Raw genomic sequence first — 19,716 nt, 5'->3', positions numbered from 1 at the left:
GTGAAGGCGAAGTATCTGGGTCTGGCGATTCTCCTGGGCGGTCTCGGCGGGTGCGTGGTGCATCCGCCGCAGACCAGCGAACCGCCGGCCTCGCTGCCGCCGCAGAGCCAGCCGCAGCCCGGTCCGTCCAGCGCGCCCGGCGCCACCCCGCCGCGCATCACCCCGCAACCGCAGACTCCGGCGCAGCCCAGCCGCTCGCGTCCGCAGTTCGCCCCGCCGCCAGGCGGCAAGGGCGTCTGGGACGGCAGCCTGGGGGTCTACGTGATCCGTGGCGAGCGCGATCTCTACTACCGCCAGCGCACCTACTACCGGTGGGACGGCGGCTGGTTCTGGTCCACCAGCCCGCAGGGTCCATGGACCGAGACCGACGCTCGCGGCATCCCGCCCGGTCTCAGCCGGCGCTACGCCAATCCATGATCCCTAGGGGTTCTCCGGGTCGTGCCCGAGCGACTGGATGAACAGCGAGAACAGCTCCGGTTGCGAGGAAATGTCCAGCTTGGCGTACAGGTGGCGCCGATGGACCTTGATCGTCTCCGGCGAGATCGCCAGGCGCTCGGCCATGGCCTTCGACGAGTAGCCGCGAAGGATCAGGCGGGCGATCTCCAGTTCCCGTTCCGATAGCACGCTGGCGCCGAAGTGGCTGAGGGCGTCGCGTATCTGCGTGGCCATCTCTTCCTGCGGTGCAGCCGGCAACAGGCGCTGGCTGCGTTGCTGCCAGTGCTGCTGCATCAGCGCCAGGACCCAGCTCGAGAGCAAGCCGAGCATCCCGCATTCCTCGTCGGCGAACATCCTCTGCATGCCCAGCGACAGCGACAGCGCGCCCTGGTCGGGCACCTGTAGGATGAACTGCACCTCGTCCTCCAGAACGTTGTCGTGGAAGTAGCTGAGGTAGTACTCGCTCTGCCGGAAATGGTCCGGGGCGATCTCCTCGAGGCGGTACAGGCCGCTGGCCAGGCCTTCCCGGCAAGCCTGGTAGAAGGGGTCGAGCAGGTACAGCCCGTTCAGGTAGGCGAGCATCGAGGCCGGCCCGGCGTGCGGTTCGGCGTCGTATTCCTCCAGGGCCACCGGCACGCCGTTGGCGGGGTAGAAGATCGCCAGGGCGTTGTCGAACGGCAGGTGCTGGCGCAGCAGCAGGATCAATTGCTTCCAGAAACGGTTGCCGCCGATCTGTTCGATGGCGCGGCCCAGGCTGGCGTGCATGCCGATGTCCCGGAACAGGGTGTGCATCCGTATTCGCTCCACGGTGGGTTTTCGCAGGCTCCGGTTTGCGGCTTTTCCACCCGCCGCGTCAAGGGGCGTAACCCCAAAGGGTGATTGGCCCGCCGGTTCCGCGCTCCTAGAGTCGGCGCATAACCAGCGCCCCGGCAAGGGGCCGCCGCGAGTCTCCGTTACTGCCTCAACTTCAATAACAATCAGAGGACAACGACATGAGCTCTTCCCCCGCGCCCGAAAGTGCGCTGAAACCCACGCTGGGCGTGTTCGACGTGGTCGCCATCACCGTTTCCGCAGTCACTCCCGCCAGTTCCGTCTTCGTCATCGCCCCCTTCGCCATCCAGCAGGCCGGCACCGGCGCTTTCTGGGCCTTCGCCCTGGCCGGGGTGCTGGCGCTGATGTTCGCCTGGTGCTATGCCGAGCTGGGCAGGGCGCACAGCACCGCCGGCGGCGAGTATGTCTACGCCAAGCGGGTGTTCGGCGGCTTGGCCGGCTACGCCACCTTCCTCACGGTGCTGGCGATGCTGCTGTTCATCCCGCCGGTGCTCGCCACCGGCGCGGCGACTTACCTGAACGCTGCCCTCGGCACCCACTTCGATGCGCAGACCGTGGCCCTGGCGATCGTTGCCTTCAGCTACCTGCTGGGCATCCTCAACATCCGCGTCAACGCCTGGGTCACGGGTACCTGCCTGCTGCTGGAAGTGGCGGCGCTGCTGGTGATCGTCGGCCTCGGTTTCGGCCATGCACAGCAACCGGCGAGCGTCCTTCTGCAGCCGCAGGTAGTCGGCGACGGCGGGCTGCTGGCGATCGCACCCTGGGCATTGGTGATCGGAGCGGTCGGTACCGCGCTGTTCTCCTACAACGGTTTCGGCGGCGCGGTGCTGCTCGCCGAGGACATGAAGGACGGCGGTCACAGCGTGCATCGCGCGGTGCTCTGGTCGCTGGCGCTGGTAGTACTGATCGAGATCGTCCCGCTCGCCGCGCTGCTGATCGGCGCGCCGTCGCTCCCGGCGATGCTCGCCAGCCCCGACCCGATCGGCTACCTGTTGAACAGCCATGGCAACGAGACGCTGTCGCGCCTGGTCAGCGCCGGGATCTTCCTCTCGGTGTTCAACGCCATCGTCGCCATCGTCATCCAGAGCGCCCGGGTGATCTTCAGCAGCGGTCGCGACGCGCTCTGGATGCCGGCGTTGAACCGTGCCTTCACCCGTATCCATCCGCGCTGGGAATCGCCCTGGCTGGCCACGCTGTTCCTCGCCATTCCCTCGGCGGCGCTGAGCTTCAGCTCCAACCTGGCCGAACTGACCTCGTTCACCGTGTTGCTGATCGTCATGGTCTACCTGATCGTCGCCCTCTGCGCGCTGTTCAGCCGGGTGCTGCGGCGCGACCGCGAGCATCCCTACCGGATGCCGCTGTGGCCGCTGCCGGCGCTGCTGGCGGTGAGCGGCGCGGGATACCTGCTGCTCAACCTGTTCCTGGCGGCCTCGGCCAGGGACGTGATGATCATTGTCGGACTGCTGGCGGTGTCGGTGATTCTCTACTGCACCTACGGCAAGCTCAGTCCGGCGTTCCAGAAGCTTTGAAACAGGAGTCCGCATGCGCGCTCGACAACTTGGCATCACCCTCGGCCTGGGCACTCCCGGCCCGTTCAACGCGATCACCGACGTTCCCGGCGTGCGCGTCGGCCACAGCACCCTGAACCAGCGGATCGACGGCAGGCAGGTTCGCACCGGCGTCACCCTGGTCCAGCCGCGCGCCGGTGCGGCGCGCCTGCAACCCTGCTTCGCCGGCTGCCATGTGCTCAACGGCAACGGCGACGCCACGGGCCTGGAGTGGATCCGCGAAGCCGGCCTGCTGACCACCCCGATCGCCATCACCAATACCCACAGCGTCGGCGCGGTGCGCGACGCGCTGATCGCCGAGGAGCGCGCCGAACTCGGCGACAGCGGGCTGTACTGGTGCATGCCGGTGGTGATGGAGACCTTCGACGGCCTGCTCAACGATATCTGGGGCCAGCATGTCGGCGCCCGCCAGGTCGGCGAGGCGCTGGCCTGCGCCGAGTCCGGACCGGTCCGCGAAGGTTCGGTGGGCGGCGGTACCGGGATGATCTGTCACGAGTTCAAGGGTGGCATCGGTAGCGCATCGCGGCGGCTTCCGGCGGAGCAGGGCGGCTGGACGGTGGGCGCGCTGGTCCAGGCCAACCACGGCCAGCGCCGCGAGCTGCGGGTCGACGGCTATCCTGTCGGCCGCCGGTTGGGCGACATCCCCTCGCCGTTCAGCGAGGAAGGCACCCCGGGTATGGGCTCCATCGTGGTGATCCTGGCCACCGATGCGCCGCTGTTGCCGCACCAGTGCCAGCGCCTGGCGCAGCGCGCCTCGATCGGCGTCGCGCGCACCGGCGGCGGTACCGAGGACTCCAGCGGCGACGTGTTCCTCGCTTTCGCCACCGGCAACCAGGGCCTGCCGCCAGCCGACTATGCGCGCAAGGACCTGCCGCAGAGCACGCCGCTGCGGATGCTCAACAACGACCACATCTCGCCGCTGTTCGCCGCGGCGGCGGAGGCGGTGGAAGAAGCCATCGTCAACGTGCTGCTGGCCGGCGAGGACATGCGCACCGAGGACGGCCGGCTGGTGCCCGCGCTGAAGGGGGAGAGGCTCCTGGCGGCGCTGCGCGAGACCGGCTGGCCGGGACGCTGAAAGCGGCTCAGCGCCAGCCGCGGGTGCGCGCCACCGCTTCGCTGAAACGCACCTGCCAGCGCCGGGCGGTGCCGGCGTCGACCCGCGGCTGGAACTCCGTGCGAGTGTTGCGCGGCTCCGCCAGTTCGTGGCCGAGGCCACGTGCGGCAAGGGCGGCGCAACCGAAGGCGGTGAGTTCGTCGAAGCGCTGGGTGACGATGCGCCGTTGCAGGCTGTCGGCGAGGAACTGGGCGAAGTAGGGGCTGCGCGCCAGGCCGCCGTCGATGGACAGGCGGTCGGTGACCTTCAGGTAGCCGTCCATCGCCTGGATCACCTCGGCGCTGCGCAGCACCACGCCTTCGAGCAGGGCCTGGCAGAGGTCCTCGCGGCGGGTGCCGGCGTCCATTCCCAGCCACATCGCGCCGGCGCTGCGGTCCCAGTGCGGGCATGCGAGTCCCGACAGGGCCGGGACGAAGGCCAGGCCGCGCTCGATGGCCGGCGGCCGGTCGAAGCCGGCCAGTTCCGAGAAGTCGCTGAACAGGCCGAGACGCCCGGCCCACTCGACCGCGGCGCTGGCGTCGTAGACCCCGCCGTCCATGGCGTACACCGGTTTGCCATCGATCTGCCAGGCGATGGTGGCGAGCAGGCCTGTCTCCGGCGAGCGGATGATCCGCTCGCCGCTGAGGGTCAGGGCGAAGGCGCCGGTGCCGAAGGTGATCTTCGCATCACCGGGCTGGCGGCAGCCGTGACCGTAGAGCGAGGCCTGCTGGTCGACCACCGAGGCCGTCAGCGGGGTGTTGCCGATCACCCCGAAATGGCCGACGGTATCGCGGATTTCCGGCAGGCACTCGATCGGCACGCCGAACAGGGCGCACAGGTCGGGGTCCCAGCGGCCCTCGGCGAGGTTCATCAATGCGGTACGCGAGGCGGTGGTGACGTCGGTGGCGAAGGTTCCGCACAAGCGGTCGAGAAACCAGGCATCGCTGGTTCCCAGGCGCAGGCGGCCTGCCTTCAAAGCCCTGCGAGCGGCAGGAAGGTGCTCGACGATCCAGCCCAGCTTGCTGGCCGAGAAATAGGCGTCGAGCGGCAGGCCGCTGCGTTCCAGGACCAGAGCCTCGGCGCCGCTGGCGCGTAGACGCTCGATGTGCGGGGTGGTGCGGTTGTCCTGCCAGACGATCAGCGGCGACAACGGCTCGCCGCTGCGGGCGTCCCAGGCCATGCAGCTTTCGCCCTGGTTGGCGAGGCCGATGGCGTCGACCCGGCCGCTGGCCTCCAGGCAGCGTTGCAGGTTGGCCAGCAGTTCCAGCGGATCGTGCTCGACCCAACCGGACTGCGGATGGTGTTGCTGGTGACGCAGCGCCAACTGAATATCGGCGCTGCCGTCCTGGCTGGTGACCAGCACGCGGGTACTGGTGGTTCCCTGGTCGAGGGCGGCGATTCGCATGGTCGGTTCTCTTCGCGGGTTCAGTGGCCGGAGGTGAGGAAGGCGACTTCCAGGCGCCGGGTGTCCGGCGGTAGGCGCAGGGCGGCCAGCGGCACCAGCAGGCGGCGCTCCGGCAGGCAGGACAGGGCGCGTTCCCACACCGGGCGACCATCGGCCAGTATCCGCAGGCGTCCGCTGGCGGCCTCGCTTACGCGTAGCTGTAGATGCGCCAGGCCGGGTGTCGGATCGTCCAGCAGCCGCTGCGGCACGCACAGCTTGAGCGGACCGCTGCAATCGATGGCGATACCGGGCGCGGCGACCGGCAGTTCGGCCCGCAGGTCGGCGGCCAGCAGGCCGGCGATTCTTCGTCCCTCGCGGAACGACCAGCCGGCGGTCTCGATCGGCCGGAGCAGGTTGCCGGCGGCGAAATAGGCGGGGTCGGAGCAGCGGCCGAACTGATCGATGCGCGGGCCGCCGCTGGCCGGGTCCAGTTCCAGGTGGCTGAGGCGGACCAGGCTCGATTCGGGAACGAAGCGTCCGCTGAGGAGGATGCCGTCGCAGGCGATCCGTTCGACCCGCCCGTCGCCCAGGCGTACCCGCGCCGCCTCGACTCGGCCGCGGCCTTCGATCTCCAGCAGCTCGCTGGAGAAGTGCATCGGTACTCCGCACAGCCTGGGAAACAACGATAGCGGCCAACGCGCAGTGGCCCGTGCGTTGCGTTCGAGCATGGCCACCGGGCGGATGCCGGCACGCCGGCAACTCATCACGGCGGACAGGCTGACCAGCTCGGTGCCGACGATCAGCGGCCGTTCGAACGGCTTCAGGCCTTGCAGATAGAGATAGGCTTGCAGCGCGCCGGTATTGATCACGCCCAGTGGCCGGTCGCCGCCCAGCAGGCGCGCCGAGCGTGGCGTCTCGCGTGCGCCGGTGGCCAGCAGCACGCGTGTCGCGCGCAGACTGCGCGGGCCTTCGGGGGTGGCCAGTTGCAGCAGACCGGCGGCGGCGAGAGCGACCACGCTATGGCGCAGGCGGATATCCACCCCGGCCCGTTCGGCCTGTTCGACGTTACGCAGCGCGTAGGCCGGGCCGGTCAACAGGCGGCCGTGCTCGCGCAGGCCGAACGGCGGATGCGCGCAATGCCGGGGTATACCGCCGGCCTCGCCGTCGCGCTCCAGCACGCAGACCCGGGCGACGCCCTGGCGGCGTAGTTCGATGGCGGCCGCCAATCCGGCGGGACCGCTGCCGACGATGGCGACGTCGACCTGTTCAGTGATGCTCATGGCAACTCCCGGTGGCGAGGGGCTGGGCGAGGCGGCCGGCGCTCAGCTCGGCGACCCGCGCGTTGCAGTAGAAACCCTGGCAGCGTCCCATGCAGGCGCGGGTGCGACGCTTCAGGCCGCCGAAGTCGCCGGCTGGCAGCGGGCCTTCCAGGGCGGCGAGGATTTCCCGGCGGGTGACCATCTCGCAGTGGCAGACGATCTCGTCGTAGCCGGGACGCTGCCAGTCGCGCGGCAGGTGTTCGGCGAGGTTCGGTACCTGTGGCCAGAGCGGCTCGCGAACCGCTTCGTGGAAGCGCTCGCCCTGGTAGAGACGATAGACGTGGCGTGCGATGCCCAGCGCCGCGGTGAGACCGGTGGAACGGATGCCGCCGACACTGATCCAGTTGCGTCCGTCGACCTGGCGGATGCGGTATTCCTTCTTTTCGCTGGCCGGTCGCAATCCTGCGTAGGTGGCGGTGACCGGCATGCCGCGCAGGCCGGGGATCCGCTCGACGGCGGCGTCGATCAGTCGCTGCAGGGTGTCGCTGTCGACCCGTGCCTGTTCGCGGTCGTCCTGTTCCTCGGCGGTGGGGCCGGCGAGCAGGTTGCCGAAGACAGTACGGGTGAATACCACCCCCTTGGTCCGCTCGTTGGGTACCGGTAGCAGGATGTGCCGCAGCAGCGCCGCGGCGGCCTTGTCGAAGACCACGAACTGGCCCTTGCGCGGATGGATGGCGAAGCTCGCCGCGCCGAGCAGGCGCTGTTCCAGTTGGTCACCGAAGAGTCCGGCGCAGTTGATTACCTGGCGCGCGCGCAGATCGCCGCGGCGGGTATGCAACAGCCATTCGCCGCCGTCGAAGGCGCCGTCCAGCACTTCGACGTCGAAACAGGCCTCGGCGCCATGGGCCAGCGCCTGTTGCAGATAGGCGAGCGGCGCGGACCAAGGGTCGACCAGATGTTCCCCGGGGACCCGCACCGCGCCGAGCACGTTGCCGGCCAACTGCGGCTCCAGCGCCAGGACCTCGTCGCGACCGACCTGGCGGACGTCATCGACACCGTTGCCGTGGGCCTGCTCGACGATAGCCGGCAGGCGCGCCAGATCCTCGTCGCTCCATGCCGCCACCAGGGCGCCGGTTTCCAGCAGCGGCAGGTTGAGGCGCGCATGGATGTCGCGGTATTCGCGATAGCCCTCCTGCATGCAGGCCAGTTCGATGCTGCCGGGCGGCGCGTCGAAACCGGTATGGAGGATCGCGCTGTTGCCCTTGCTGGCACCGGAGAGGATGTCGGTGCTTTTTTCCAGCAGGACCACCCGCGCACCTTCCAGGGCGAAGCGGCGGGCCATGGCGCAACCCACCACGCCAGCGCCGATCACTGCAACGTCGAAGATCGCGGTCTTTGTCGCAAGCGGCTCAGTCATCGTTTCTGCCTGTTTCTTTTGGTATCAGTTTGCTTTTTGACCGTAACACTGATTTTTCACACAGAATTCTATGTGAAATTTGTTGTTTTAATGTGGCAACTGAAAGAGAAACAGTCAATCGATTAATCGACGGGCAGCCACCGGCACAGCCCCGGCCTGTCTCCGGGGCTGCGCGCGAGGGGAGTCAGGCCTGCGGGGTGCGCAGGGGGGCTTCGTGGACTTCCACCCGCGCCTGTTGCAGGGCTTCCCAGAGTTCCCCGGTAGGCTTGCGGTCGACCACCAGGCGGTTGATCCGGCTCAGCGGGAAGACCTGGAACAGGGCGCGCCGGCCGAGCTTCGAGGAGTCGGCGATAACCGTCAGTTGGCGGGCCTGGGCGATCATGGCACGGGCGATCTCGGCTTCCTCGATGGAAAAATCCATGGCGCCATCGCCGTTCAGCGCGCCGACGGTGATCACCGCATGCTCGGCGTTGAACCGGGCGATCTGCTCGATGGCCAGGGCGCCGACGTTCTGTTCGGATTCCGGGCGGTACTCGCCGCCGATCATGAATGCACGGTTGCCGGAGGCGCCGACGCTGCCGGCGATCAACAGCGAGTTGGTGATCACCGTCAGATGGCTCTGGCGCGCCAGTTCGCGGGCGAACAGCAGGGTGGTGGTGCCGGTGTCGATGAAGATGCTGTCACCGGGCCCGAACAGGCCGGCGGCGTAGCGGGCGACTGCGCGTTTTTCCTGGGCGTGCTCGTTCATTCGCGTCTGGAAGGCGTTCTCGTGCTCGCCGCTGGGCGGCAGGGCGGCCCCTCCGTGGAATTTGCTGACCAGGCCTTGTTCGGCCAGCGCGGCGAGGTCGCGGCGAATGGTTTCCTGAGAGGTGGAAAGGGTCCGCGCCAGTTCGTCCACCGAGATCCGCTCGCGCTGGCGCAGCAATTCGAGAATGTGGCGGCGGCGTTCCTCGGGGCGCATCGTGTTCTCCCATGGGCCGCATCCTGGTGCGGCGATTGTTACCGTGAATCGCCCGGTAGCGCCTGGCGGCGCTGGGCGGAAGGGGGCGGGGCGAGGCTTTGCGCAGGCCCGGCGGAAAATCCCACAGGTCCGTAAGGCAGGTACGCTCTTGGATTGGCCGCCTACTTGACCGTATGGGTGACCAATTTAGGTAAAACGAACCTTCAAATCAACACGAAAACCAAATTGTGGCACGCGAAATGCGAGTGTTCGCTTCGGCGGAGCGACCGGCGTGGCCGGCCTCCCGACCAGACAACCAGAAGAACGCATCCCGCTACGGGAGCCTGCCGAGGGGAGAACGACGCAGATGGCCGAGTTCGGAAACTATGTGATTTACCTGATCATGCTGGGTGCGGTACTTGGCGCGCTGGCTTCCATCCTGCGCCCGGAAAGCGGTCTGGGCCGCGAGTTCGTCAACGGCATCCACGCCATCGGTCCGGTGTTCCTCGCCCAGGCCGGCATCATGGTAGCCATTCCCTATCTGTCGAAGGCGATTTCCCATGCCCTCGGCCCGTTCTTCCAGACCCTCGGTTCCGACGTATCCATCGCCGCGCTGTCGATCATCGCGGTGGACATGGGCGGCTACCAGTTGGCCGATGCCCTGACCGCCAACCGCGACATGTGGATTACTGCCATGCTGGTGGGCTACACCTCCGGCGCGACCATCGTCTACCTGATCCCGGTCGGCCTGACCATGCTCGAGCGCAAGGACCACAAGTACCTGGCGCTGGGGGCGATGGCCGGGTTGATCAGCATTCCGTTCGCGGTGCTGGCGGCGTTGCTGCTGATTACCCTCAACCACATCCCGGTGCGCGAACTGGTATCGACCGGTTCGCCGGCCCTGCACTACCTGTCGCTGGACTTCCTCGACATGCTTCGGCTGCTGGCGCCGCTGTTCGTCTTCTGCTTCCTGCTGGCCGCCGGCCTGAAGTACCGGGCGACGGCGATGGTCACCGGGTTCCTGGTATTCGGCAAGGTGATGGACGCGTTCATCAAGATGGCCCTGGCGCTTTCCATCGTCCAGCACTTCACCGGAGTCTTCACCAAGGTCTTCGGCGGCTGGGGCTTCGACCCGATGTTCGCCGACGAGAAAGAGTTGTTCCGCGCCATCGAGATCGCTGGCTACATCGGCATCATGCTGGCCGGGACCTTCCCCATCTGCTACCTGTTCCAGCGCTACTGCAAGCGCCCGATGGCGGTCCTCGGCCGTTACCTGGGGCTGTCCCAGCCGGGCGCCACCGCCTTTGTCATGGTACTGGCGAACATCATCGCCACCTACCACCTGTTCAAATACATGAATGCTCGCGACAAGGTGCTTTGCGTGGCCCTGGGCGTCTGCGCCCAGGCCACCATCGGCGATCACCTGGCATTCACCGCCAACTTCCAGCCGACGCTGATCCTGCCGATCCTGCTCGGCAAATTGTTCGGCGGCCTGCTGGCGGTATTCATCGCCATCCGCATCTCGGTGCCTGCCGCCGAGCGCTATGCGCGGCAGGAGCAGGAGCATGACGAGGCGGAAAAAAGCGCCCTGCACGCAGCCTGAAACATCCCCCGACGAGCGCCGCGAGCCATCGCGGCGTCGCTTTCCGCAACGAGGTAACCATGCGCAAGATATTCCTAGCCTGTCCCTACAGCCATGCCGACGCCGAGGTGGTCGAGCAGCGCTTCCGTGCCTGCAACGAGGTCGCGGCGACCATCGTCCGCGCTGGCCACGTGGTATTCAGCCAGGTCTCCATGTCCCATCCGATCAACCTGTGCCTGGCCGATCTCGACCGCGCGGCGATCGGCAGGTTGTGGGCGCCGGTGGACGCCTTCTACATGGATCACCTGGAAGAGCTGATCGTCCTCGACCTGCCGGGCTGGCGAGACAGCGCCGGCATCCGCCGCGAGATGGAGTTCTTCGAGGCCGGCGGACAGCGGGTGAGCCTCTGGTCCGAGGTGGAGCACGAGTTTCGCTGAGGCGGCAGTGGCTGAACTGCAAGCCGAATGAAAAAGCCGGAAGCGCGAGCGCTTCCGGCTTTTTCGTCGAGCGGCGAGGGATCAGTTGGGGCTGTAGATCTGGTCGAATACGCCGCCGTCGATGAAGTGGGTCTTCTGCACGCTGCGCCAGTCGCCGAAGGTCTTCTCCACCGAGAAGAAGTCGACTTTCGGGAAGCGGTCGGCGAACTTGGCGAGGATCTCCGGGTTGCGCGGGCGCAGGTAGTTGTTGGCGGCGATGGTCTGGCCCTCGTCCGACCACAGGTACTTCAGGTAGGCCTCGGCCTGGGCGCGGCTGCCTTTCTTCTCGACCACCTTGTCGACCACCGCCACGGGGGGCTCGGCCTCGGCGGACACGCTCGGGTAGACCACCTCGAAGCCGCCTCGGCCGAATTCGCGGGCGATCATCTCGGCTTCGTTCTCGAAGGTCACCAGTACGTCGCCGATCTGGTTCTGCATGAAGGTAGTGGTGGCGGCGCGGCCGCCGGTGTCGAGCACCGGTACCTGCTTGAACAGCTTGCCGACGAATTCCTTGGCCTTGTTCTCGTCACCGCCGTTCTTCAGCACGTAGCCCCAGGCGGAGAGATAGGTGTAGCGGCCATTGCCGGAGGTCTTGGGGTTCGGCACCACTACCTGGACGCCGTCCTTGAGCAGGTCCGGCCAGTCCTTCAGGGCCTTGGGGTTGCCCTTGCGAACGATGAACACGGTGGCCGAGGTGAACGGCGCGCTGTTGTTCGGCAGGCGGGTCGCCCAGTCCTTCGGCACCAGGCCGCCGTTGTCGGCGAGGGCGTCGATGTCGGTGGCCTGGTTCATGGTGATGACGTCGGCGGGCAGACCGTCGATCACCGAGCGCGCCTGCTTGCTGGAACCGCCATGGGACATCTGGATGGTGATGTTCTCGCCTTTCTCCGCTTTCCAGTATTTCTGGAAGGCCGGGTTGTATTCCTTGTAGAAGTCGCGCATCACGTCGTAGGAGACGTTGAGCAGGGGCTGGGCGGCGTGAGCGGCGCCGCCGAGCGCCAGGCCGGCGGCCAGCAGGGAGGCGCTGAACAGTCGTTTCACAGGGCAGTTCCTTTGAGCATGTTGTAGTGGCTCGACTATAACGTCGGGTTATATGCAGGGTAAATATCAAAAACTGCTTTGCTTATTACCCGCTCGAGCCTATGCCGCGGCCGGCGCTTTGGCCAGCGCTAGTCGAGGCCGCTGACCGCCAGGTCCTTGGGATACTCCACGCTGAACTTCAGGGTGGCGCTGCGTTTCTCGCCGGGTTGCAGGGTCCAGTCCCACTTCAGCTTGCCGTCGTCCTCGCGCTTGACTTCCTGCGCCTTGGGTTCCAGCAAGGTGACCTGGATCTGCTCGTTGCGCGAGACCGGCAACTGGTCCTCGAACTGCACGCGTTCGGCGTTCTTGTGGTTGTTGCGCACGTCGATGCGGAATTCGTAGTTGACCCGCGTGCGGTTGCCGATCAGGCCGCTGCTGTCGGTATAGCGCTTGACCAGCTTGCGTTCGATGCCGATGCCCTCGTCGGCGCCCAGTGCCAGTTCGAAGCTCTCGCCGGGCATCACCCCGCGCAGATGGCCGCTGGCGACGAAGCTGTTGCCGAGAAAGGTATTCAGGGTGCCGGGGAGCAGCGGGTAGTCGCTGTCGTTGCGGGTCTCCGCCTCCAGGTAGGCGGTTTCGCGCAGGGCCGGGGCCGCCAGATAGCGCAGCTTGGCCGGCATTTCCAGGCGGGCGATGGTGACCTTCTGCGCGCTGCCGTCGCTGTTCAGGGTCGCCGGCACGGGGATGTGGAAAGAGGCGCTGGCGGCGCCGCTGCTGACCTCCGCGGTGGCGAGCCGCGCCTCGGCCAGCTTCGGCGCCGGGGCCGGCATGGCCATCTTCGCCGAGGTCCTGGCGATGGGAGCGGCTTGCGGCATGGGCGCCGGAACGTCCTGCATGGCCATCTCGGCACCGTAGTAGGCGTTGGGCGCGTCGATGTCGACGATCCAGGGATTCAGCCGCGGTACGTTGCCGCCCAGGGCCGGACGGGCGGTGGAGAGGGTCAGGTCGACGTCGGTCCAGTCTTCGCCGCTGCTCTGCCGGACCAGGCCCTGGTAGGTCAGTTCGATGGTCTTCGCGCCGTCGCGCAGGCGTGCGTCGTAGGTCGGCTGCCAGGAGGCGTCGCGCAGGGTGTAGTCGAGCTTCACCTCGACCTGTGCCGGTTGCTCCAGGGCGACCCGCAGGACCGCGCGCTTGAAGCGCTTGCCGTCGCCGTTGAGGGTGCCGCGCTGCTCCTGCAACTGCTGCTTGCGCTGTTCCAGTTCGGCGGCGCGGTCGTCCAGCTGGCGCTGCTCGGCGAGCAGGCGTTCGAGGTTGCCTTCGGTCAGTTGCAGCAGGCTTTTCAGCTCGTCGATGCCGGGCATGGGGCGATCCTTGCCGGGCTGGGTGCTGCCGCTCTGGATGTCGGCGAGGAACTTCTTCTGCGCTTCGAGCACGCTGCCGCGGTCATGGATTTCCCGCAGTTGCCGGTCTATCTCGCGCAGTTGCTGGTCGAGTTGCTGCACACGGTTGTCGTCCGGGCGCTCGACCCGTTGCGCGGCGCTGCTGACGTCGAGCAGGGTGGCGGCGGCGCTGGCGCCGAGGGACGCGCGCAGGCTGGCGTCGTCGAGCTGGAAGGGCAGTTGCTCCAGGGCGATCTCATGCTGGCCCTTGGGCAATTGCAGGCGGGCGGTGCGGGTGACCACGGCACGGTCGGCGTAGACGGTGACTGCGCTGATGCGGCTGTCGACCGCTTGTGGCGCGGCCAGCAACGGAGCGCTGGCGAACAGGCCGGCGAACAGGAGCGGAGAGGCGGCGAGTCGATTCACGATATCTCTTCCTTGGGCGGATGGAGGGGCGAGGAACCCGTGCGTGCGGTTCCTTCCTGCTGCCTGAGACGCAAGCACGGCGAAAGACGGGTTAAGCGGCGCGAAGAAATTTTCCCGTGCGGCTCAGGCCGGCTGTTCCAGGCGCTCCAGGGCACCGCGCAGGTTGGCGCGGGCGGCGGCCTCCCAGCGCTGCCGCAGCGGTTCGCAGTGGTACAGCGCCGGTTGCTCCAGCAACTGGCGCAGCAACTTGCCGCGCCCGGCGCGGAACAGCGGTTCCGGCACCCAGGCGTATTCGGCGCGGACGTCCGCCTCGTAGCGTGCGTAGACCGGCGCCGGCGCGGCGAGGATGGCGAGGTCGAGATCCACCACCAGGGCTGCGTCGGCGTCTCCCGGCGGCGCCTGGTGACAGGTGGCCATGATCAGTTCGCGCAGGGCCGGCCGCAGCGCCGCCAGCCCGGCCTGGTCGAGCCAGCGCTCGGTGCTGGCGGCGCTGGCGGCCTCGTTGTCCTGGCGCTGGGTGTCGTAGACCAGGTCGTGGGTCCACAACGCCAGCTCCACCAGGTCCGGCCGCCGCGCCAGTTGGCGCCAGCGGTCGAAGTGCTCCAGGCAGGCGAGGATGTGGCGATCGCTGTGGTAGTGCCGGTCGGCCCCGCCATAGGCCGCCAGCAGCGCGTCGAAGGCATCCGCCGGCGGGTTGCCGCCGAGTCGCTGCCAGAGGGCGTCCCAGCGCTGCCGGTCAAGACTTCCCATGGCTGCCTTCCTCGCGAGGGAACAACGGGTTGCCGCAGCGGCAGCAGAATGCCGCCTGCACTTCGTGGGTCGCCTTGCGGCACACCGGGCAATCCCGCTGCAACAGGTTGGCCGGGTCCTGGCGCATCGCGGTGGCGAGTTCGGCGGTGAAGATCCCGGTGGGCACCGCGATGATCGAGTAGCCGGTGAGCATCACCAGGCTGGCGATGGCCTGGCCGAGCGGGGTCTTCGGGGTGATGTCGCCGAAGCCGACCGTGGTCAGGGTGACGATCGCCCAGTAGATGCCGCGGGGGATGCTGGTGAAACCGTGCTCCGGGCCTTCGACCACGTACATCAGCGCGCCGAACACGGTGACCAGGGTCATCACGGTGAGGAAGAACACGATGATCTTCTGCTTGCTGCCGCGCAGGGCGGTGAGCAGGAAATTGGCCTGGCTCAGGTACTGGCGCAGCTTGAGCACGCGGAAGATCCGCAGCATGCGTATCACCCGGACGATCAGCAGGTACTGGGCGTCGGGGTAGAGCAGGGCGAGGAAGCCGGGGAGGATCGCCAGCAGGTCGACCAGGCCGTAGAAGCTGAAGGCATAGCGCAGCGGCTTGGGCGAGCAGTACAGGCGCAGCAGGTATTCCACCAGGAAGATGCCGGTGAAGCCCCATTCGATGTAGGCCAGCAGGTCGCCGTAGTCCTGGTGGATTTCGTCGATGCTGTCGATCATCACTACCAGCAGGCTGGCCAGGATCACCAGCAGCAGCGCGCTGTCGAAGCGCCGGCCGTCGCGGGTGTCGGTCTGGAAGATGACGATATAGAGGCGTTCGCGCCAGCTGTCGGGTGCGCTCATCGTGGCTCCTGATGATGGATGCGGCACCTTACCAGACTAGCCCGCCGGCGCCAGCGTTCCCCCGCTCAGGAGCGTCGCCGGCCGAGGCGCGCGCCGAGGCTGCCGGCCAGGCGCAGGTACAGGCGCTCGCCGCCGATGCAAAGCAGGCAGGCGAGGATGAACGGTGCGGTCAGCGCCGGCAGGCCGAGCAGGCCGAACAGCGGTTGCAGCGCCACCGCCAGGCCCATGCCGAGCAGTGGCGGCCAGACGCTGCGGTAGCGCAAGGCCAGGGCCAGCCCGGCAAGGGCGGCGTTCAGGCCGTAGAACCCGGCGAGCGCGCTCGCCCAGTCGTAGCCCAGCAGCCAGGCCAGCGGCAGGCTGGCCGCGGCGCCGGCGAGGGCCCAGGCGGCGGAGGGACGCGAGACCAGCAGCAGGCCGAGCCAGACCAGCAGCCCTGCCAGCGGTTCACCGAGGAAGATGATCTCGCCGATCCCCTGCGCTAGCGCCGCCAGCTCCGCCGTGCCGCTCCAGGCGCAGCTGAAGCAGCCGCCATGGGTCGCCGGGGCCAGGCCTAGCCAGGCGCCGAGGGGCACCAGCCACCAGCCGTTGAGGACGAAGCCCAGGGTATAGGGCGGAAGCCAGCGGCGTCGGCGCAGCCCATGCAGGAACAGGCGCTGCAACGCCACGCTGGCCAGGCAGCCGAGCGCTACCAGCGACACCAGCCCCGGCGACCAGGCGAAGCGGAATGCCAGCAGCATGCCGATCAGCACGGCGTTGTAGCCGTACAGCCCGGCCTCGATGTCGCTGTCGGCGCAGTGCAACAGGCGCGCCAGCAACGGGCCGAGGGCGCCGCCAAGGAGGGCGCCGGCGAGCAGCGGCGGCGCGCCGACGGCGATCGCCAGCAGACAGGCCAGGCCCAGGCGTGGGTCGCCCTGGAGGAACACCTGGCTGATGCCGCGCAGGAGGATTCGGGATGCATTGAGGAGAGATTGCAGGGGCATGGCGGTCAGTGCGGCAAGGGCCGCTCGGCAGGCACGGAGATGCCAGGCCTGCGCGAGGGGCGGGGGCGGTCATTGTAGGGTCTGGCGCGGAGGCGACGCACCCCGGACGAGAAGGCCAGGCGAGGGTCATGCATGCAGGGCGTTCCAAGAAGAAAAAAAGACCTCCGGCAGGAGTTGAACCGGAGGCCTTGAATGTCCATGGCCTGCATGGGAGTGCGCGAGGGAGGCCATGGTCCGACAAGAAGGTCTTTCCCGGATGGATGGAGACGCGGCCCCGTATTTCCGGCCCCATCCATCCGAGAGAGACAAGGGTGGCCCGACCCGCATGCCCGGGGGGACGGCGCGAGCCGGACCGAACTCGTTGCTTCAGAGATCTCCCAGCGGCGGCGCCACGGTCTCGATGCGCAGCATGTTGGTCGAGCCGGGGCGACCGAACGGCACGCCGGCGGTGACCACCACGGTGTCGCCGCGGCGCGCCATGCGCTGGGCCAGGGCGATGTCGAGGGCGGTCGAGCAGATCTCGTCGACGTGCGCCAGTTGCTCGTTGACCACCGAATACACGCCCCAGGCTACGGTCAGTCGCCGCGCGGTGCGCAGGTTCGGGGTCAGGCTGAGGATCGGCGCCTTGGGCCGCTCGCGGGCGGCGCGCAGGGTCGAGTTGCCCGACTCGGTGTAGTTCACCAGCACCGCCACCGGGAGGATCCGGCTGACCCGGCGGATCGCGCAGCTGATCGCATCGGAGACGGTAGCGTCGGGCTGCGGACGGTTGACCTCGAGCTGGACGTGGTAGTCCGGCTCGGCCTCCACCTGGCGGACGATCTTCGCCATCATCTCTACCGCCTCGCGAGGGTATTGTCCGGAAGCGGTTTCCGCCGAAAGCATCACCGCGTCGGCGCCGGCGCCCACCGCGGTGGCTACGTCGGTCACCTCGGCGCGGGTCGGGGCGGGGGAGAAGCGCATCGACTCGAGCATCTGGGTGGCCACCACCACCGGCTTGCCGAGCTGGCGGCAGACCTGGACGATGCGTTTCTGGATGCCCGGCACGCTCTCCGCCGGCACCTCTACGCCGAGGTCGCCGCGCGCCACCATGATCGCGTCGGCGCGCTCGGCGATCGCCTCGATGGCGCTCACCGCGCTGGGCTTCTCGATCTTGGCCATGAGGAAGGCCTTGTCGCCGATCAGCCCACGGGCCTCGTCGATGTCCTCCGGGCGTTGCACGAAGGACAGCGCCACCCAGTCGACCCCCAGTTCCAGGCCGAAGGCCAGGTCGCGGCGGTCCTTGTCGGTCAGCGGGCTGAGTTGCAGCACCGCTTCCGGCACGTTGACGCCCTTGCGATCGGACAGCTCGCCACCCACCGCCACGCGGGTCTCGATGGCGTCGCTGTGGCAGTTGACCACTTCCAGGCGGATCTTGCCGTCGTCCAGCAGCAGGCTCATGCCCGGTTCCAGGGCATGGATGATCTCCGGATGCGGCAGGTTGACCCGCCGCTCGTCGCCGGGGGCGTCGCTGAGGTCGAGGGTGAAGGTCTGCCCACGCTGCAATTGCACGGCACCGGCGGCGAAGCGGCCGACCCGCAGCTTCGGACCCTGCAGGTCCATGAGCACGCCGATCGGGTAGTTCAGCTCCGCTTCCACCTCGCGCACCCAGGCGAAGCGCTGCGCGTGATCGGAGTAGTCGCCGTGGCTGAAGTTCAGGCGGAACAGGTTGGCGCCGGCCTCCACCAGGGCACGGATATCGTCGCGGCTGCGGGTGGCCGGGCCGAGGGTGGCGAGGATCTTGGCTTTCTTGTCGGCTGTCATGTCAGGACTCGAGGATGAGAATGGCGCGGAAGTCGTTCACGTTGGTGCGGGTCGGTCCGGTCACCAGCAGGTCGCCGAGGGCCTGGAAATAGCCGTAGCCGTTGTTGTCGTCGAGCTCGTCGCGGATCTTCAGCCCGGCCTTTTCGCCGCGCGCATGGGAGCAGGGCGTCATCAACGCGCCGGCGTTGTCTTCCGAGCCGTCGATGCCGTCGGTGTCGCCGGCCAGGGCCCAGATGTTCGGTTCGCCCTTTAGCTCGGCGGTGAGGCTGAGGAGGAACTCGGCGTTGCGTCCGCCGCGACCGTTGCCGCGCACGGTGACGGTGGTCTCGCCGCCGGAGAGGATCACGCAGGGCGCCGCCAGCGGCTGGCCGTGCTTGCGGATCTGCCGGGCGATGCCGGCGTGGACCTTGGCGACCTCCCGCGCCTCGCCCTCCAGGTCGCCGAGGATCAGCGTCGAGAAGCCGGCCGCGCGGCACTTCACCGCTGCTGCGTCGAGGGCGTTCTGTGGCGTGGCGATCAACTGGAAGTGGCTGCGCGCCAGGCACGGGTCGTCGGGCTTGACGGTTTCCGAGCGCGGGTCGGCGAGCCAGTCGAGGACGTTCTGCGGCACGTCGATGGCGTAGCGCTTGAGGATCGCCAGGGCGTCGGCGGAGGTGGTCGGGTCGCCGACGCTGGGGCCGGAGGCGATCACCGTGGCCTCGTCGCCGGGAACGTCGGAAATCGCGTAGGTATAGACGCTGGCCGGCCAGCAGGCCTTGGCCAGGCGACCGCCCTTGATCGCCGAGAGGTGCTTGCGCACGCAGTTCATCTCGCCGATGGCGGCGCCGGACTTGAGCAGCGCCTTGTTCACCGCCTGCTTGTCCGCCAGGCCGATGCCTTCGGCAGGCAGCGAAAGCAGTGCGGAGCCGCCGCCGGAGAGAAGGAAGATCACCCGGTCGCTCTCGTTCAGGCCGCTGATCAGTTCCAGCACGCGACGGGCGACGCGCTCGCCGGCGTCGTCGGGCACCGGATGGGAGGCTTCCACCACCTCGATGCGACTGCATTGCGCGCCGTAGCGGTAAGGCGCCACTACCAGGCCCTGGATCTCGCCCTGCCAGTGCTTCTCCACCACTTCGGCCATGGCTCCGGCGGCCTTGCCGGCACCGATGACGATGGCGCGCCCGCTGCGATCTTCCGGCAGGTGGTCGGCCAGCACCTGGTAGGGATGGCCGGCTGCCACCGCGGTATTGAACAGCTCGGTGAGAAAGGCGCGTGGATCGGTACTCATGACAGGCTCCGAATTTCTTGTTGTCGTGCCGCCGGTCGGACCGGCGGTCGCAGCGTCGTCGACGCTTCCATTCCGCAGCACCCGCGCCGGCGGGAACTGGGGAATGGAAGCGAGGCGCCCGGACGCAGAGGCCGTGAATCTCCCGGCCGGGCGTTCGCTTCCTTTACCCCGCCTTGTGGGCGGGGAAGGAAGAGGGCGGCGGCGAACACCGGAGTTCGCCGACCGTTCCTCTCCCCGAGCCCTTCGAAAAGGGGTTCGTCGCTCCGCGCGG

Annotated in this window: 17 protein-coding genes; 5 read left to right on the top strand and 12 right to left on the bottom strand. The window is 68.0% G+C overall.

Features of this window, described 5'->3' with window-relative positions:
• Complete coding sequence (locus LJF27_RS06915; RefSeq protein WP_003087156.1) at positions 1–417, top strand: hypothetical protein; 417 nt, start codon at positions 1–3, stop codon at positions 415–417.
• A 3-nt stretch (positions 418–420) separates the two neighbouring features.
• Here the strand turns inward: LJF27_RS06915 and LJF27_RS06910 are convergent, their stop codons facing one another.
• Entirely contained in the window at positions 421–1,227 is an 807-nt protein-coding gene (locus LJF27_RS06910; RefSeq protein ID WP_023116650.1) for a helix-turn-helix transcriptional regulator, read from the bottom strand.
• Positions 1,228–1,427: 200 nt separating this feature from the next.
• On the opposite strand from LJF27_RS06910, the gene LJF27_RS06905 reads away from it, so the two are divergent.
• Both LJF27_RS06905 and LJF27_RS06900 read left to right on the top strand, forming a co-directional pair.
• Entirely contained in the window at positions 1,428–2,795 is a 1,368-nt protein-coding gene (locus tag LJF27_RS06905) for an APC family permease (protein ID WP_003110692.1), read from the top strand.
• A 13-nt stretch (positions 2,796–2,808) separates the two neighbouring features.
• Positions 2,809–3,909 carry a P1 family peptidase gene (locus tag LJF27_RS06900; RefSeq protein WP_023103298.1) on the top strand — a complete coding sequence of 367 codons (1,101 nt, stop codon included), beginning with the start codon at positions 2,809–2,811 and terminating at the stop codon, positions 3,907–3,909.
• 7 nt (positions 3,910–3,916) lie between these two features.
• Here LJF27_RS06900 and LJF27_RS06895 read toward each other — a convergent pair whose 3' ends face one another.
• From LJF27_RS06895 to LJF27_RS06880, 4 genes are all read right to left on the bottom strand, one after another.
• On the bottom strand, positions 3,917–5,332 hold the full coding sequence (locus LJF27_RS06895) for a glycerol kinase (protein ID WP_023116649.1): 1,416 nt from the start codon (positions 5,330–5,332) through the stop codon (positions 3,917–3,919).
• Between the two features lie 20 nt (positions 5,333–5,352).
• A complete protein-coding gene (locus LJF27_RS06890; RefSeq protein ID WP_003140249.1) occupies positions 5,353–6,591 on the bottom strand; it encodes an NAD(P)/FAD-dependent oxidoreductase in 1,239 nt (412 codons plus the stop codon).
• Complete coding sequence (locus tag LJF27_RS06885; RefSeq protein ID WP_003159947.1) at positions 6,578–7,987, bottom strand: NAD(P)/FAD-dependent oxidoreductase; 1,410 nt, start codon at positions 7,985–7,987, stop codon at positions 6,578–6,580. Before LJF27_RS06885 ends, LJF27_RS06890 begins: the two co-directional genes overlap by 14 nt.
• 184 nt (positions 7,988–8,171) lie before the next feature.
• Entirely contained in the window at positions 8,172–8,948 is a 777-nt protein-coding gene (locus LJF27_RS06880; protein ID WP_003083169.1) for a DeoR/GlpR family DNA-binding transcription regulator, read from the bottom strand.
• Between the two features lie 346 nt (positions 8,949–9,294).
• Here LJF27_RS06880 and eutH point away from each other — a divergent pair, with 346 nt between their 5' ends.
• Both eutH and LJF27_RS06870 read left to right on the top strand, forming a co-directional pair.
• Positions 9,295–10,530, top strand: a complete 1,236-nt coding sequence (gene eutH / locus LJF27_RS06875) for an ethanolamine utilization protein EutH (RefSeq protein WP_003083171.1) — start codon at positions 9,295–9,297, stop codon at positions 10,528–10,530.
• Between the two features lie 59 nt (positions 10,531–10,589).
• Complete coding sequence (locus LJF27_RS06870; protein WP_003087170.1) at positions 10,590–10,946, top strand: DUF1937 family protein; 357 nt, start codon at positions 10,590–10,592, stop codon at positions 10,944–10,946.
• A gap of 81 nt (positions 10,947–11,027) precedes the next feature.
• Here the strand turns inward: LJF27_RS06870 and LJF27_RS06865 are convergent, their stop codons facing one another.
• The 7 genes from LJF27_RS06865 to LJF27_RS06835 form a co-directional block, all read right to left on the bottom strand.
• Positions 11,028–12,026 carry a sulfate ABC transporter substrate-binding protein gene (locus tag LJF27_RS06865; protein ID WP_003087175.1) on the bottom strand — a complete coding sequence of 333 codons (999 nt, stop codon included), beginning with the start codon at positions 12,024–12,026 and terminating at the stop codon, positions 11,028–11,030.
• Between the two features lie 128 nt (positions 12,027–12,154).
• A complete protein-coding gene (gene muiA / locus LJF27_RS06860; protein ID WP_003114297.1) occupies positions 12,155–13,810 on the bottom strand; it encodes a mucoidy inhibitor MuiA in 1,656 nt (551 codons plus the stop codon).
• 123 nt (positions 13,811–13,933) lie between these two features.
• Positions 13,934–14,560 (bottom strand): hypothetical protein, encoded by a 627-nt coding sequence (locus LJF27_RS06855; RefSeq protein ID WP_003083175.1) that lies wholly within the window; start codon positions 14,558–14,560, stop codon positions 13,934–13,936.
• Positions 14,547–15,398, bottom strand: coding sequence for an ion transporter (locus tag LJF27_RS06850; RefSeq protein ID WP_003083179.1), 852 nt, complete (start codon positions 15,396–15,398; stop codon positions 14,547–14,549). The genes LJF27_RS06855 and LJF27_RS06850 overlap by 14 nt, the downstream gene beginning before the upstream one ends.
• A 65-nt stretch (positions 15,399–15,463) precedes the next feature.
• Positions 15,464–16,378: an urea transporter gene (locus LJF27_RS06845; RefSeq protein ID WP_003122928.1), complete on the bottom strand. Its 915-nt coding sequence runs from the start codon at positions 16,376–16,378 to the stop codon at positions 15,464–15,466.
• 366 nt (positions 16,379–16,744) lie between these two features.
• Positions 16,745–18,178, bottom strand: coding sequence for a pyruvate kinase (pyk, locus tag LJF27_RS06840; RefSeq protein WP_023116648.1), 1,434 nt, complete (start codon positions 18,176–18,178; stop codon positions 16,745–16,747).
• Position 18,179: 1 nt separating this feature from the next.
• On the bottom strand, positions 18,180–19,445 hold the full coding sequence (locus LJF27_RS06835; RefSeq protein WP_003145012.1) for a glycerate kinase type-2 family protein: 1,266 nt from the start codon (positions 19,443–19,445) through the stop codon (positions 18,180–18,182).
• Positions 19,446–19,716: the final 271 nt, after the last annotated feature.

Source organism: Pseudomonas sp. 203-8 (assembly GCF_020708595.1).
Lineage (GTDB): Bacteria > Pseudomonadota > Gammaproteobacteria > Pseudomonadales > Pseudomonadaceae > Pseudomonas > Pseudomonas aeruginosa.
Note: the sequence above shows the minus strand (reverse complement) of the source record. Positions and strands in the feature narration are given on the sequence as shown.